The organism is Saccharothrix sabaoui (assembly GCF_051756985.1).
Taxonomy (GTDB): domain Bacteria; phylum Actinomycetota; class Actinomycetes; order Mycobacteriales; family Pseudonocardiaceae; genus Actinosynnema.
The window spans coordinates 1-14,085 of the sequence record NZ_JBPKJK010000087.1 but is presented as its reverse complement, the minus strand read 5'-3'; the positions used below and the strand labels follow the sequence as shown (position 1 = coordinate 14,085).

The window sequence follows — 14,085 nt, the reverse complement described above, 5'->3', positions numbered from 1 at the left end:
GGAGAAGAGCGGGGTGCCGGGCCGTGGATACGCGCGGTCCCGGACTTCTTTTCACGGGGGTGCGCCGGCCCGCGGGAACGGCCCGGCGCGGGTGGTCAGGCGCCGATCCAGGGGAGGTGGCGGCGGGCGCGGTAGGTGCGGGTGGCGTTCGTGGTGATGCGCAGCACCGAGTCGTACATGCTGCGGCCCAGGGCGGCCCTCGCGCGCAGCGCCGGGTGGGTGGCGCCGTAGTTGTCCGCGTTCACCGCCTGGTTGCCGCGGAACGCGCCCGAGGCGAACAGGGCGTAGGTGACGATCGCCCTGCCGCTCGCGTCGAACACGACGCCCGCCTCGTTGCGGCCGTCCTCGAACCAGCCCGCCTTGGTCGCCACGTTCAGCCGCTCCTGCGAGGACAGCTCCAGCCGGACGCCGTCGGTGAACGCCGTCAGCGACCGGAGGACGTTCAGCAGGTACGCCGTCGAGCCGGCGGACAGCAGCTCGCCGTTCACCAGCTTCTGGAGCAGCGTGAACGTCTCGCGCGGCGTGGTGGTGCCGAGGAAGAAGCGGTTCGGGTTGGCGACCGGCACGACCCGCGTGTGGACGAACCCCTTGCCGCGCAGGATCTCGTTCAGCTCCAGCGCGGGCACGACCAGGCCGCACAGGCGCACGCACGTGTTGTCCGAGACCGTCAGCAGCGTCGACAGGACGTGCCCCAGCGTGACCGAGCTGGGGTAGGCGCCGTCCAGGGCGAAGATGCCGTCGGTGTCCTGGATGACGATCTCCGCCGGCACCTCGACCCGCTGGTCGAGCCGCAGCAGGCCCCGGTCGACCTTGTCGAGCACCGCCACGGCCACCGCGACCTTGTTCACGCTGTACGCCTCGACGACGCGGTCCGCGTGGTCCTGCACGGCGGGCCTGACCACGCAGTCCGGGTCGGCCACGCCGATGTACGACGACCACGTGCCGCCGGCGAGCAGGGTCGCCACGCCGTACTTGACCGCGATCTTGCGCCGCGCCAGCTCGGCCGTCGTCGGGATCAGGGCGTCCCACTCCGCCTCGGTCTGCTCCGCCTGCGCGGAAGCGGTCCCCGCCGTGCCCAGCACGGCGGTCGCCGCCGCCGCCGAACCCAGCCCCAGCGCGAACCTGCGGTTGATGTCCATGTGCCCCCAATCAGTGGATACGTCAGCTAAGACGCCACCGGTGATCAGAACGTTGCTCGCGCACCGGAGGGTGATCGAACCAGTACGCTGCGCCGTGTGGGCGAAGAGGTGTTCCTCGTGACGGGGGCGAGCCGCGGCATCGGCGCGGCGACCGCCCGACTGGCCTCGGCGCGCGGCTACCGGGTGGTGCTGGCCTCGCGGGACGCGTCGTCGACCGCCCGGCTGGCCGCCGAGCTGGGCGGACCGGACCGGGCGTGGTCGGCGACGTGCGACGTGACCCGGTACGAGCAGGTCGCCGGGCTCGTCGACCGGGTGGAGGAGGCGTGGGGCCGGCTCGACGTGGTGTTCGCCAACGCCGGCACGAGCATCGTCACCTCGTTCACCACGGAGGGGGGCGCGCCGCCCGCCGAGTGGAGCGGGATGGTGCTGACCAACGTGTGCGGGCCCGCGTTCACCGCCCGCGCCGCGATGCCCGCGCTCGTCCGGCACGGCGGTCACCTCGTGCTGACCGGGTCGGCGGCCGGGCGCGGCGTGCGGCCGGGGAACCTCTACTCGGCGACGAAGTGGGCCGTGACGGGGTTGGCGCAGGCCATCCGCGCCGAGTGCGTCGGCACGGGGGTGCGCGTCACGCTCGTGCAGCCCGGCCTCACCGACACGGGCGGTATCCCGGCGTCGCGGGCGGGCGACCCGAAGCTGGAGCCGGCCGACGTGGCGCGCGCCGTGCTGTACGCGGTGGAGCAGCCGCCGACGGTGGACGTCAACGAGATCCTGGTGCGCCCGGTGGGGCAGGACCCGTACAAGTGACCCGGCCGGGCCGCGGACCCGCGACGCCGGTGCCTTGAAATGAAGAAACGCACCACCGGCCGCCGTGGCGTGGGCTGAAGATCAGCGGCCGGTGGTGCGCGGTGCGCCCGGTGGTGGGTGTGGCCCACCACCGGGCGCGGGGTCAGCCCTTGGTGCAGGACTGGCCGTTCACCCGGAAGTCGGTCGGTTCACCCGAGCCGGTCCCGGAGGAGTTGAAGCCGATGCCGGCCGAGCCGCCGCTGCCGACGTTGCCGTTCCACGGCATGTTCGTCGCCGTCGCGGCCTGACCGGACTGGGACCAGGTCGCCGACCAGCCCTGCGTGATCTTCTGGGTGCCGGGCATGGTGAACTCCAGCTTCCACGACGTCCACGCCTGGCCACCGGTGTTGGTGACGGTCAGGTTGGCCGACATGCCGCCGTTCCACGACGACGCGCGCCACGTGACCTTGCACGCGCCCGCGACCACGTCCGGCTTGGTCCGCACCACCACGTTCGTCGACTTCGACGTCAGGTTCGCGCCGTTCTTCGCCGACACGTACAGGGTGTAGGCGGTGTCCGGGCGCAGGCCGGTGATCGTCGCCGACGGCGAGGTCGTGGTGGCCAGCACGCGCAGCGCGTCACCCTCCACCGACACGACCTGGTACTCGCGCACGCCGCTCTCGGCGTCCGACGACGGCGTCCAGGTCAGCTTGAAGCCCGCGGTGGTGATGTCGGACGCCGCCGGGGCGCCCGGGGCCGACGGGGGCGTGGTGTCGACCGGGGGAGCGGTGGTGACCTTCTCCGCCGCCCAGTTGGCGACCCACGCGAACGCCGAGTTCCAGTTCACCGTGACCTCGTTGACCGAGTACGCCTCGATGTGGTCGACGAAGCACTTCTGCGGCTTGCAGCCCTGGAGCAGGCGCGCGGCGATCGGGTCCTGCAACGCGCTGTTCGGGCCGCCCGAGAGCGCGCCGGGGGGCGCGATCGGCAGGGTCGGGTCGAGCTGGTTCGCCCAGTGCCGGTGGTGCACGTTGCGCACCGCCTGCTCGCCGTAGCCCGTGACGTAGGAGTACGACAGCGGGTTGCGGCCCAGCAGGTAGTGCAGGCCCTGGAACACGCCCTCGCGGTACTTGGCCGCGCCGGTGAAGTCGTGCGCCAGCGCCAGCACCGAGATGTTGTTGGTCACCAGGCCGTTGGAGCCCCAGTCGTAGCCCTCGACCGGCTGGTACGGGGCCGGGTAGCCCTGGGTCGCCATCCGGGTCAGGTGGGCGTCGGCGACGGAGGCGAACTTCGCCTTGATCGCCGTCACGTCCGCCGCCGGCAGGCCGTTGGGCACCAGGGCGAGCGTGATGTCGCCGAGCGGGCCGGTGGAGCCCCAGTCGAAGCCCCGGGTGTCCAGCGACGCGCCCTTGTAGTGCGTCGACGACGTGAGGTCGCTCCGGTACGACGCCTCACCGGTGGTGGTGAACAGCTCCGCCGCGGCCCAGTAGAACTCGTCGGTGACGACCGGGTCGCTGTACGAGCCGCCGCCGGTGCCGTCGTTCGGGTCGGCGATCTTGTTCGGGTTGGCCTTGGCCGCCGCGTACGCCTTCACGGCCGCCGCCTGCGCCTTGGCCGAGAACGCCGGGTCGATCGTCTTCCACAGGCGGGCGGCCTGCGCGGCCACCGCGGCCGTGTTCAGCGTCGCGGCCGTGCTGGTCGCGGACAGCCGCCGGGCCTGCGGGTCCTGGTGCGGCAGCAGCGGGAGGCCGGTCCAGTTCACGTCGTGGATCTTGTGGTGCACCATGCCGTCGGGCGCCTGCATCTTGAGCAGGAACTCGACCTCCCAGCGCGCCTCGTCCAGGACGTCCGGGACGCCGTTGGCGCTCTCCGGGATCGACAGCTTGCCGTCGCCCAGCGCCGCGGCGTCGCCGATCAGCTTCGCCCGCTCGTAGGTGTTGAGCACCTGCCACGCCGAGATGCCGCCGTTGACGACGTACTTGCCGTGGTCGCCCGCGTCGTACCAGCCGCCGCGCACGTCGAGCGTGTAACCGCAGTCCAGGCCGGTCAGGCAGGGCACGTTGTCGTCGCCCTGGTTCGGGGCGACGTTGAGGTGCCCGGCGGGGCGCGCGTACTCGTCCCCGACGTACCGCGCCTCGATCTCGATGCCGCTGCGGTTGTGGTAGAAGTACGCCAGCGAGTCGGTGCGCAGCTTCTTGACCTGGTCGGTGCCGATGTCGAACGGGAAGCTCGTCTCCGTCCCGACGGTCAGCGTGTAGCCGGTGCCGGCGGTGTCGTAGGACGAGAAGTCGATCAGGTGCGTCCGGTCGCCGGACTCCGCGTCCAGGCCCTTCGGCGTGGTCTGACCGGTGGCCACGGTCGCGCCGGCCGCGTTCTTCAGCACCCACGTCTGCGCCGCGGTCGCGTCGGACGTCAGGGTCGCCTGCTTGGGCAGGCCCGGCACGTAGGCGACCTGGTCGACGTTGATCTTCTTCGCCGGCACGGACGGGTCGCCGCCCGGCGGCTTCACCCCGCCGACCAGGGAGACGTTGTCCACGCAGACCGTGTTGGCCGCCGCCTGCCCGCCGAGCTGGAACGTCGCCTGGCCGTTGCCGGCGTCGGGGAAGTCCAGCTCCGAGGTGAAGGTGAAGCTGAACGTCTGCTTGGTGGTCGTCAGCTGCACGGTGTGCGAGGCGACGCCGCGGTAGGGGCTGACGCCCTCGCCGAGGTTCGCCGTGATCGGCTGCGGGGTGGTGGCGCGGGCGTCGAACGTCATCGTGTACGACTGGCCCGCCTCGAACGGCACGCCGTTCTGGCCGATCAGGGCGTCCCACGGGTTGGCGGTGCCACCGGGGACGGCCGCGCACAGCTCGCCGTTGACGAGCCGGTTGGTGACGCCGCTGCCGGCCCACCACGGGTCGGCGGTGCCGCTGCTGAACGTGCCGTTGATCAGCCGCTCGTAATCGGCCGCGTGGGCCGTTCCGGCGGCCAGCGCGCCGCTCACCGCCACGAGGGCGAGGGATGCGGTGGCCCGACGGCGCCACCGGGGGGAGGGAAGCGATCTCATGGACAGGGTCTCCTCCGTCTGCTCTGACGGTTGACGACGCTTCTGGGAGCGCTCCCTGGGAGCGCTCCCAGAGACTCTAGGGTGATCGTGCGCACATTCACAAGGCTGAATTCCACCTCCAGTCAACCCGTGGTCACGGGCTGTGAACGTGCACAGGGTGCGAAGCGATCAGCGCGGGGCGGTGTACCCCCTGGTCACGATGCGGTCGGCCATCGCGGCGTAGGCGGCCGGGTCGTCCGGCGCCCACGTGGCCAGGCCGTCCACGTAGCGGTTGAGCATGCAGAACGCGGCGGCGATCAGGACGGTGTCGTGCACCTCCCGGTCGGTCGCGCCGTGCTCGCGGGCCCGGGCGACCAGCTCGTCGGTGACCGCGCGCCCGCTCTCGGCCACGGCGGTCGCGACGTCCAGCAGCGCCGACAGCTTCGGCGACGGCTCGTGCCCCTCGGGCAGCTGCGCGGCGGCGAACGCGGCGTGCGAGGAGGCGCAGTAGGTGCACGAGTTCAGCTCCGAGACGCGCGCGGCGATCAGCTCCCGCTCGCCCCGGCCCAGCTCGCTCGGGCCGCGCAGCAGCACCTCGACCAGCTCGCTCAGCGGGCGACCGGTCTCGGGTCGGTAGGCCATGAGCCCGGCGATACCGGGCAGCGGGTTGTCCAGCTCGATGTGCGGCATGCGCACAGTGTCGTGATCACCGGGCCGGCGGGCGAGCGGTGGGCGGGCTGTGCGGTGGGCCGGTCGCCGAGCGTGACCCGGCCGCGCCGTCGCGTCGATTCACCCGTACGGCCCGCCGGCCGCGCCCCCGGGTGGCCGACAACTACCGGTAGTCGTCCGCGTGGAGGGAACGTGACCAAGAGGCCCGCCGTCGTCGTCGGCGCGGTCGTGCTGGCCGCGCTCGGCGCGTTCGCGGCGCTGGGCGTCCTGCTCGCGCCCGGTCCGCCGTCGACCGACGCCCGCGCGCTGGCGGGCACCGCGCTGGTCGCCGCCCGCGACACCCCGCAGCCCGGGGCCGACCCGGACGCCGTTGCCGACGCGGTGTCCCGGGTGCTGCCCGAGGGCACGCGGGCGGTCGTCGTCCGGCCCGGCCGCGCCAACGAGGCACCGACCCGGTCCGGTACCCACCGGGTCGCGGTGGTGGTCGGCGAGGTGGACCGGGCGGCGGTGGCGCTGCTCGTCGCCAACGGCGGCGTCGTCGGTTCCGCGACCACCCCGGACGGCTGGTGGGCGGCGGTGTCCGCGCCCGCGTCCGTCGCCGCGCCCGTCGGGCCGGCGCTGGCGCTGCTGGTGGCCGCCGCCCTGCTCGGCGCGGCGGCCGGCGAGGTGTCCCGGACCAGGCCCGCCGCCCCGGCGCGGCAGGGGGACGTGCTGGTGCGCGGGGTCGTCGGCCTGCTGCCGCACGTGTCCGAGGAGGCGGCGTGGCGGGCCCGCGACGTGCTGGCGGCGAGCGGCGTGCGGCCGGTGGTGCCCGACGGGCGCGCGGTCGACGCCCGGCGGCACCGGGTGGTGTCCACCGAGGTCACCGACGACCCGCGGCGGGTGGGCACGGTGGCCCGCACGCTGTGGCCCGGGTACGCGGAGGGGGAGCGGGTGGTGGTGCCGGCGGAGGTCGTCGCCTACGTGGGGCCGGGGGAAGGGGGCGAGGGGGGCGGCGGGGTCGGGCGGGCTCGGCGGCGTTGAGGGCGGCCGGTGGGGGGAGCTGTGGCGGCGGCCGGCGTGGGCGGCGGTGAGGGGAGCGGTGTGGGCGAGCGGTGTGGGCGGCCGGTGAGGGGAGTGGCGGGGGGTGAGGGGCGGCGTCAGTGGCCGGCGGCGCGGGCGTACTCGGCGGGCGTGATGCCGTAGCAGCGGCGGAACCAGCGGGTCAGGTGGGCCTGGTCGGCGAAACCCGCCGCGGCGGCGGCGTCGGCCGGGCGGGTGCCCCCGGAGAGGAGGCGGCGCGCCTCGCGCAGGCGGCGCTGGCGCTGGTGGTCGCTGGGGGACAGGCCGTACCGGGCGCGGTAGGCGCGGTAGAGCGCGAAGCGGCTCAGGCCCGTCACCCCCACCAGGTCCGCCGGGGTGAGGTCGTCGGAGAAGTGCGCCTCCACGAGGTCGCGGGCCGCGGTCGGGTCGCCGTGCGCGGCGGTCGGCGCGGGCAGCGGGCCGGCGTGCGCCGCCATCGCCCGGACCGTGCGCACCAGTTGCTCGTCGCGGGCCAGCGCACCCTCCCGGAGCGAGGCGTGCAGGTCGCGCAGGGCGTCGGCGAGGGCGGGGGAGTGCACCACCGGGTCGCGGAACAGCGGCAGCGCCGGCACCAGCTCCGCGACCAGCTCCGGTCCGATGTGGACGATCCGGTAGGTGAAGCCGTCCTCGGCGGCGGTGTGGCCGTCGTGCGCCTCGTCGGGGTTGAACGCGAGGACCATGCCCGCCGCGCTGGTGTGCGTGCCGCCCCGGCAGCGGAACTCCTGCGCGCCCTGCTCGGTCACCCCGAAGGAGTAGGCGTCGTGGCTGTGCCGGTGGTAGCGGTGCGACGTGAAGTGGGCGTGCATCGCCTCCAACGGCCGGTCGGCCGCCCGCCAGTAGCGCGTCCACTGCACCGGACCATTGAACAGCACGCACACCGCCGTGAGCGCGCTCTCACAGAAAGGTGCAGCTCAACCCCTAACTACAACGAGAAAGGCGAGTCGCACTCTTGACTGGTGTAGACCATTTCCGGTTGAGTTGCCCTCGTCACGTCCGATGGGCGCATCCAACGGGAAAGAGTGATCACGTGTCGAGAATCCGCGTAGTGGCGGCGATCGCCGCTGTCGTGGTCGGGGCGGCACTGACGGTCGTCGCGGCCAACTCCGCCGCCTCCGCCGCGGCGTGCGCGTCCGCCTGGAGCTCCTCAGCCGTCTACAACGGCGGCACGACGGCTTCCTACGCCAACAAGAACTGGCGAGCCCAGTGGTGGACCCAGAACGAGACCCCCGGCACCGCCGCGGTCTGGGTCGACCAGGGCACGTGCGGCGGCGGCACCACGCCCCCGCCGGTCGGCTGCGACCACCCGAACTGGGTGCCGGGCCAGTTCTACGCCGCGGGCAGCATCGTCAAGTACACCAACGGCCTCTACTACGTCGCCGAGCACGACAACCCGGGCTACGACCCGGTCATCAGCACCTGGTACTGGGAGCCGTACACCTGCGGGACGAACCCGCCGACCACCACGACCAACCCGCCGACCACCACGACCAACCCGCCGGCGACCGGTGGCTTCGTGGTGAGCGAGACCCAGTTCAACCAGATGTTCCCGAGCCGGAACCCCTTCTACACCTACGCCGGCCTCACCGCGGCGCTGAACGCGTACCCGGGCTTCGCGAAGACCGGCAGCGACACGGTCCGCAAGCAGGAGGCGGCGGCCTTCCTGGCCAACGCCAACCACGAGACCGGCGGCCTGGTGCACGTCGTCGAGCAGAACCAGGCGAACTACCCGCACTACTGCGACGCGGGTCAGCCCTACGGGTGCCCCGCCGGCCAGGCGGCCTACTACGGCCGCGGTCCCATCCAGCTCAGCTGGAACTTCAACTACAAGGCGGCGGGCGACGCGCTCGGCCTCCCGCTGCTGACCAACCCGTGGCTCGTGCAGAACGACGCCTCGGTCGCCTGGAAGACCGCCCTCTGGTACTGGAACACGCAGAACGGTCCGGGCACCATGACGCCGCACGACGCGATGGTCAACCAGCGCGGCTTCGGCGAGACGATCCGCAGCATCAACGGGTCGCTGGAGTGCGGCGGGCGCAACCCGGCGCAGGTCCAGAGCCGGGTCGACGCCTACAACCGGTTCGTCGGCGTCCTCGGCGTGCCGGCGGGCGGCAACCTGTACTGCTGAGACCGGTGCCGGTGGGCGACGACCTGCATCGCCCACCGGTGCGCACGGGGAGGGGGCCGCGAGTCAGGACGCGGCCCCCTTTCCCGTTCCCGGGAGGTTCCGTCCCCGGGGTTCCGGTTCCCCCGTTCACGGTCGGGGACGCGCGCGGTTGGGCCACCCGGTTCACGACCTTGACCCGGATGACGTTCCCGATTATGGTCTAGACCACGTCGCGTTACGTCACTTCGTGTTCGCACGGCGTGACGTTGCGCGTGATCCGGCCGCCGCGGATTTGGAACCCTGCCTTGGGGACCCTCACCTCGGGTCCCCTCCGAAGGAGCTGGACACATGAACCTCAAGCGCAAGCTCGCGGCGGTGCTCGCCGGCGTGGGCATCGCACCGTTCATCGTCGTGGTGTCAGCGGGAACGGCAAGCGCGCACGGCTACATCTCCTCGCCGCCCAGTCGGCAGGCGATGTGCGCGCAGGGCCGCGTCGCGGACTGCGGCCCCGTCGTCTACGAGCCGCAGAGCGTGGAGGGCCCGAAGGGGCAGCGCAACTGCCACGCGGGGATCAGCCAGTTCGCCCCGCTGAGCGACGACAACAAGGCGTGGCCGACCACCTCGGTCGGCGGCACGGTGGCGTTCAACTGGACGCTCACCGCCCGCCACTCCACCAGCACGTGGGAGTACTACGTCGGCGGCACCCGCATCGCCGAGTTCAACGACGGCGGCAAGCAGCCCGGCGCCACCGTCACGCACAACGTGAGCCTCGGCGGTCGCACCGGCCGGGTCAAGCTGCTGGCCATCTGGAACATCGCCGACACGCCCATGGCGTTCTACTCCTGCGTCGACCTCCAGGTCGGCGGTGGCGGCACCCCGCCGACCACCACGACGACGACCCCGCCGCCGGCGACCACCACGACCACCCGGCCGCCGACGACCACGACGCAGCCCCCGGCGGGCGGCACGTGGGCGCCGAACACCGCGTACGCGGTCGGCGCGCAGGTGACCTACGGCGGTGCGGCCTACCGCTGCGTCCAGCCCCACACGTCCCTCGTGGGCTGGGAACCGCCGAACACCGCGGCGCTGTGGCAGAAGCTGTAGCCGCCCGGTGACACCGGCCCGTCCGCGCCTCCCTGTCACGGCGCGGGCGGGCCTCCCCGTCCCTGAAGAGGAGGACGACCCCGTGCGACGCCTCGCGGCCCTGCTGGCCGGAATGGTGGTCCTCACCGCGTGCGGCGGCGGTGGTTCGGCACCCGAACCCGCGGCCCCCGCGACCACCGCGGTGCAGACGAACGAGTTCAACGAGACCGACGTGATGTTCCTCCAGATGTCCGTGCCGCACCACCGCACCGGGCTGGAGATCGTGAGGATGGCCAAGGACCGCGAGGTGCGGCCCGAGGTCAGGACGCTCGCCGCGGCCATCGAGGTCACCCAGCTGTCCGAAGTGGACTCCATGTCCCAGTGGCTCGTGGACTGGGGCCGGCCGGAGGAGGCCGGTGACGACCCGCAGCTGCACGCAGGCCACGGCGGCGACCACTCGACGAGCCCCGAGGCCGTCGCCGAACTGGCGGCCACGCCGTCGGGCGAGTTCGAGAAGGCGTTCCTGAACCTGCTCATCGGCCACCAGCACAACGCGGTGGCGATGGCGAAGCTGGAGAAGGAGGGCGGCGCCAACCCGCAGGCCAAGGACCTCGCCGACCGGATCTTCGAGTCCCGCACCGCGCAGATCGCGCAGATGCTCGGCTACCTGGACTAGCGGTCCGGGCGCTGAAGGGCTGCGCTGGAAGGCTGCGCTGGAAGGAAAGGCTGCGCGCTAGAGGGCCAGCTCCAGCCGGCTGGTGAAGCGGCGGTGCTCGCCGGTCACCGGGTCGGTGAACTCCAGCACCTTCGCCAGCAGCTGGAGCGGGTCGCGGAAGTCGTCCAGCGGCTTCTCCCGCAGCACCGGGTAGAAGTCGTCGTTGCGGATCGGCACGCCCAGCGACGCCATGTGCAGGCGCAGCTGGTGCGTGCGGCCCGTGGTGGGCAGCAGGCGGTACCGCGCCCAGCCGTCCCGGTGCCCGACCAGCTCCACGCGCGTCTCCGCGTTCGGCGGACCGGGCACCTCCTGCGCCGTGATCACGCCCTTGACCTTCACGATGCGGCTCGTCACCGTGCGCGGCAGCTCCAGCGCGGGGTCGTGCGGCGCGACGGCCTCGTACTCCTTGCGCACCACGCGGTCCTTGAACATCGTCTGGTACTTCCCGCGCAGCGCGGGGTCCACGACGAACATCACCAGCCCCGCCGTGACGCGGTCCAGCCGGTGCGCCGGGCTCAGCCGCGGCAGGCCCAGGCCCGTCCGCAGCCGCACCAGCGCCGTCTCCACCACGTGGCTGCCGCGCGGGATGGTGGCCAGGAAGTGCGGCTTGTCCACCACCAGGATCGCGTCGTCGCGGTGCACGACCCCGATCTCGAACGGCACCGGCACCTCGTCCGGCAGGTCGCGGTGGAACCACACCGACGAGCCGGGCACGTAGGCGGCGTCCGGCGGCAGCGGGCCGTGCAGGTCGTGGACCATCCCGTCGGCGAGCATGGCGTCGATGCGCTCGGGCGCCACCCGGGGCAGCCGCTCGACCAGGTGGTCGCGCACCGTCGCCCACGTGCCGTCCGGCGGCAGCCGCAGGCGCGCCGGGTCGAGGCCGTGGCGCTGCTCCAGCAGCGCCGGCCGCTGCTTGCGCCTCACCGGCCGTGCCCCGTCGTCCCGTGCCCCGTCGTGCCGTGCCCCGTCGCCACGGACCTCGTCGCCCCGGGTCCCGTCCTCGTCCGCCTCATCGGGCGGGGAGCTTACGCCGCGCCGGTGAACCGCGGCTGGTAGCCCAGGGCGGTGAACATGCCGGTCAGCATCTTGCGGGTGTTCTCGTCGGCCCGCCCGGTGAGGCCGGACTCGCGGGCCGCGTCGGCGATCTTCTGCTCGGCGGCCACGTAGAACTGCTGCTGGTCCTGGGTCTCCACGAGCGAGGCGAGCCGGTCGAACAGGCCGCGCTCCTGGGCGAAGACGTAGCAGCGGTCCTGCGCCAGGTTCGGCTTGTCCAGGGTCGCGCCGGGCAGCGACAGCTCCACCGTCTTCTTCTCCGCGTCGACATCGAGCGCGTCCTCGGCGAGACCGGAGAAGTCGACGTAGGCGTTGACCGTGCCGGCCGCGACGAACAGGGTGCGCTGACCCGCGAGGGCCGCGGGGACGTAGCGGACGTCCTTCTCGATGTCGAGCACGACCTGGAAGTCACCCGCCGCCGCGTGGTACTGGCTCAGGTCGCGCAACGACCGGAGGAGCGCCGGCCCGCTGCGGTCCACCGTGTCGGTGCCGAACCGGGGCACGACGACCAGGGCCCCGACCAGGACCAGGACCCCGACCACCGCCGCCACCGCCGCACCGATGCGCCACTTCATGGCCGGGGCATACCCAATCGGGTTACCAGGGAACCCGCTCGCCGTCGCGGAAGAAACCCCCGGTGGGGCCGTCGTCGGGCAGGGTCGCGGCCCACACCACGCCCGCCGCGCCGTCCGCGACCGGCCGCCCGCCCGCGCCGCCCATGTCGGTCGCGACCCAGCCGGGGCACACCGCGTTGACCCGGAAGTCGGGCAGTTCGGCGGCCAACATCAAGGTCAGGGCGTTGAGGGCGGCCTTGGACGTGCCGTACGCGGGGGTGCCGCCGCCCATCGTCGCGAGGGAGCCCGCCCCGCTGGAGACGTTCACGACCCGGGCGTGGTCGCTCAGCCGCAGCAGGGGCAGCAGTGCGAGGGTCGTGCGCCACGGCCCGTAGAAGTTCGTCTCCACGGCCTCCCGCACGATCGCCAGGTCGGCGGAGGACGCCCGCTGCCAGGAGTCGTAGTGCACGGCCGCGTTGTTCACCAGCACGTCGACGCGGCCGTGCCGCCGGGTCAGGTGCGCGGCCAGGTCGGCCGCCGACGCGTCGTCGGTCACGTCGAGCGGGTGGTGGTCCACGCCGAGCGCCCGCGCGGCGGACGCCGCCTTCGCCGGGTCGCGGGCGGTCAGCACCACCTCGTGCCCCCGGGCGGCCAGTTGGCGGCACACCTCCAGGCCGATGCCCCGGTTCCCGCCCGTCACGACCGCCAGCGCCATGCCGACCCCCTTCGTCCTCGTCATTCTCCGTCACCGCGCTCACGCGAACGTGCAAACGGGGGTCACACGCACGTGACGTGTGCGGGGGCGGTCGGCGGGAACCCGGCGGTGGTCGGCGTGCGTGCGCCGCCCCGTGGAGGAACCCATGACCGTCATCGACGCCGTGCGCAGCGACCTCGACTCGGTCCGCGCCGACGTGGACTCCGTGATCGTCGACTTCCTGGCCGAGCAGGCGCGCCTCGCGCCCGACCCCTGCCTGCCACCGCTGGTGGAGGTGCTGTCCGAGTTCGTCACCGGTGGCAAGCGCTTGCGGCCGTTGTTCTGCCACAGCGGGTTCCTCGCGGCGGGCGGCTCGCCCGGCGACCCGGCGCTGCTGCGGACGGCCGCCGCGCTGGAGCTGTTCCACACCTTCGCGCTGATCCACGACGACGTCATGGACCACTCGGCGCTGCGCCGGGGCCGGCCGACCGTGCACCGGCTGCTCGCCGAGCGGTTCGGCGACGCCCGCGGTGCGCGCCGGTTCGGCACCAGTTCGGCGATCCTGCTCGGCGACCTGTGCCACTCCTGGTCCGACGAGCTGCTGCGCCGCGCCGAGGACGCCGCCGGGCCGCAGCCCGCCGTGCGGGAGCTGCTGCACACCATGCGCACCGAGCTGGTCGCCGGGCAGTACCTCGACCTGGTGGGGGCGGCGCGGCCGAACGCCGACCCGGTGCGCGCGGCGTGGCGGGTGGTCCGCCTCAAGACCGCCCGGTACACCGTGGAGCTACCGCTGCGCATCGGCGCCGCGCTGGCTGGCGGGGACCCGGCGCTGGCGCGGGCCTGCGGCGCGTACGGCCGGCCGGTGGGGGAGGCGTTCCAGCTGCGCGACGACCTGCTCGGCGTGTTCGGCGACCCGCTGGTCACCGGGAAGCCCGCCCTGGACGACCTGCGCGACGGCAAGCCGACCGTGCTGATGGCGCTGGCGTGGCAGCAGGCCACGCCCGGTCAGCGGGACGTCATCTCGGCCCTGCACGGCGACCCCGACCTGGACCACGAGCGGGCCGAGCTGCTGCGCGACGTGGTCCGGGCGACCGGCGCGGCCGAGCGGGCCGAGCAGCTGATCTCGGTGCGCGTCGACCGGGCGCTGAGCGCGCTGCGGACCGCCGCGATGGACCAGGCCGCGAAGCCGCTGCTGGCCGAGCTG

Annotated in this window: 13 protein-coding genes; 6 read left to right on the top strand and 7 right to left on the bottom strand. The window is 73.3% G+C overall.

Translation table 11 applies throughout. From position 1 onward, the window contains the following. Window positions 1–95: 95 nt before the first annotated feature. Window positions 96–1,139 (bottom strand): serine hydrolase, encoded by a 1,044-nt coding sequence (locus ACR807_RS24810; RefSeq protein ID WP_438923803.1) that lies wholly within the window; start codon window positions 1,137–1,139, stop codon window positions 96–98. Between the two features lie 96 nt (window positions 1,140–1,235). Between ACR807_RS24810 and ACR807_RS24805 the strand changes: the two genes are divergently transcribed. Then, window positions 1,236–1,943 carry an SDR family oxidoreductase gene (locus ACR807_RS24805; RefSeq protein ID WP_438923802.1) on the top strand — a complete coding sequence of 236 codons (708 nt, stop codon included), beginning with the start codon at window positions 1,236–1,238 and terminating at the stop codon, window positions 1,941–1,943. Between the two features lie 142 nt (window positions 1,944–2,085). Here the strand turns inward: ACR807_RS24805 and ACR807_RS24800 are convergent, their stop codons facing one another. Together ACR807_RS24800 and ACR807_RS24795 are read right to left on the bottom strand one after the other, a co-directional pair. After that, window positions 2,086–4,968 carry a glycoside hydrolase family 9 protein gene (locus ACR807_RS24800; protein ID WP_438923801.1) on the bottom strand — a complete coding sequence of 961 codons (2,883 nt, stop codon included), beginning with the start codon at window positions 4,966–4,968 and terminating at the stop codon, window positions 2,086–2,088. 168 nt (window positions 4,969–5,136) lie between these two features. After that, window positions 5,137–5,637, bottom strand: a complete 501-nt coding sequence (locus ACR807_RS24795; protein ID WP_438923800.1) for a carboxymuconolactone decarboxylase family protein — start codon at window positions 5,635–5,637, stop codon at window positions 5,137–5,139. Between the two features lie 171 nt (window positions 5,638–5,808). On the opposite strand from ACR807_RS24795, the gene ACR807_RS24790 reads away from it, so the two are divergent. Next, on the top strand, window positions 5,809–6,639 hold the full coding sequence (locus tag ACR807_RS24790; RefSeq protein ID WP_438923799.1) for a hypothetical protein: 831 nt from the start codon (window positions 5,809–5,811) through the stop codon (window positions 6,637–6,639). Between the two features lie 116 nt (window positions 6,640–6,755). Here the strand turns inward: ACR807_RS24790 and ACR807_RS24785 are convergent, their stop codons facing one another. After that, a complete protein-coding gene (locus ACR807_RS24785) occupies window positions 6,756–7,550 on the bottom strand; it encodes an AraC family ligand binding domain-containing protein (protein ID WP_438923798.1) in 795 nt (264 codons plus the stop codon). 155 nt (window positions 7,551–7,705) lie between these two features. Here ACR807_RS24785 and ACR807_RS24780 point away from each other — a divergent pair, with 155 nt between their 5' ends. The 3 genes from ACR807_RS24780 (at window position 7,706) to ACR807_RS24770 (ending at window position 10,541) form a co-directional block, all read left to right on the top strand. Beyond that, window positions 7,706–8,803, top strand: coding sequence for a glycoside hydrolase family 19 protein (locus ACR807_RS24780; RefSeq protein ID WP_438923797.1), 1,098 nt, complete (start codon window positions 7,706–7,708; stop codon window positions 8,801–8,803). Between the two features lie 327 nt (window positions 8,804–9,130). Next, window positions 9,131–9,886 (top strand): lytic polysaccharide monooxygenase, encoded by a 756-nt coding sequence (locus tag ACR807_RS24775; protein WP_438923796.1) that lies wholly within the window; start codon window positions 9,131–9,133, stop codon window positions 9,884–9,886. 82 nt (window positions 9,887–9,968) lie between these two features. Next, window positions 9,969–10,541: a DUF305 domain-containing protein gene (locus ACR807_RS24770; RefSeq protein WP_438923795.1), complete on the top strand. Its 573-nt coding sequence runs from the start codon at window positions 9,969–9,971 to the stop codon at window positions 10,539–10,541. A 57-nt stretch (window positions 10,542–10,598) separates the two neighbouring features. Here the strand turns inward: ACR807_RS24770 and ACR807_RS24765 are convergent, their stop codons facing one another. The 3 genes from ACR807_RS24765 to ACR807_RS24755 all read right to left on the bottom strand — a co-directional run bounded on the left by ACR807_RS24765 (window position 10,599) and on the right by ACR807_RS24755 (window position 12,926). Beyond that, window positions 10,599–11,504 carry a pseudouridine synthase gene (locus tag ACR807_RS24765; protein WP_438923794.1) on the bottom strand — a complete coding sequence of 302 codons (906 nt, stop codon included), beginning with the start codon at window positions 11,502–11,504 and terminating at the stop codon, window positions 10,599–10,601. Between the two features lie 101 nt (window positions 11,505–11,605). Next, the gene (locus tag ACR807_RS24760; protein WP_438923793.1) at window positions 11,606–12,208 is read right to left on the bottom strand and encodes a DUF4230 domain-containing protein; all 603 of its coding nucleotides are present in this window, start codon (window positions 12,206–12,208) and stop codon (window positions 11,606–11,608) included. A gap of 22 nt (window positions 12,209–12,230) precedes the next feature. Then, a complete protein-coding gene (locus ACR807_RS24755) occupies window positions 12,231–12,926 on the bottom strand; it encodes an SDR family NAD(P)-dependent oxidoreductase (protein ID WP_438923792.1) in 696 nt (231 codons plus the stop codon). A gap of 121 nt (window positions 12,927–13,047) precedes the next feature. Here ACR807_RS24755 and ACR807_RS24750 point away from each other — a divergent pair. Then, window positions 13,048–14,085: polyprenyl synthetase family protein (locus ACR807_RS24750; RefSeq protein WP_438923791.1), on the top strand; the 1,038-nt coding region annotated here is incomplete at its 3' end.

Excerpts from the sequence above, each read along its gene's own strand:
- ACR807_RS24810 (WP_438923803.1), bottom strand. The coding sequence starts at position 1,139 with ATGGACATCAACCGCAGGTTCGCGCTGGGGCTGGGTTCGGCGGCGGCG.
- ACR807_RS24795 (WP_438923800.1), bottom strand. The coding sequence starts at position 5,637 with ATGCCGCACATCGAGCTGGACAACCCGCTGCCCGGTATCGCCGGGCTC.
- ACR807_RS24775 (WP_438923796.1), top strand. The coding sequence starts at position 9,131 with ATGAACCTCAAGCGCAAGCTCGCGGCGGTGCTCGCCGGCGTGGGCATC.
- ACR807_RS24760 (WP_438923793.1), bottom strand. The coding sequence starts at position 12,208 with ATGAAGTGGCGCATCGGTGCGGCGGTGGCGGCGGTGGTCGGGGTCCTG.
- ACR807_RS24755 (WP_438923792.1), bottom strand. The coding sequence starts at position 12,926 with ATGACGAGGACGAAGGGGGTCGGCATGGCGCTGGCGGTCGTGACGGGC.
- ACR807_RS24800 (WP_438923801.1), bottom strand. The coding sequence starts at position 4,968 with ATGAGATCGCTTCCCTCCCCCCGGTGGCGCCGTCGGGCCACCGCATCC.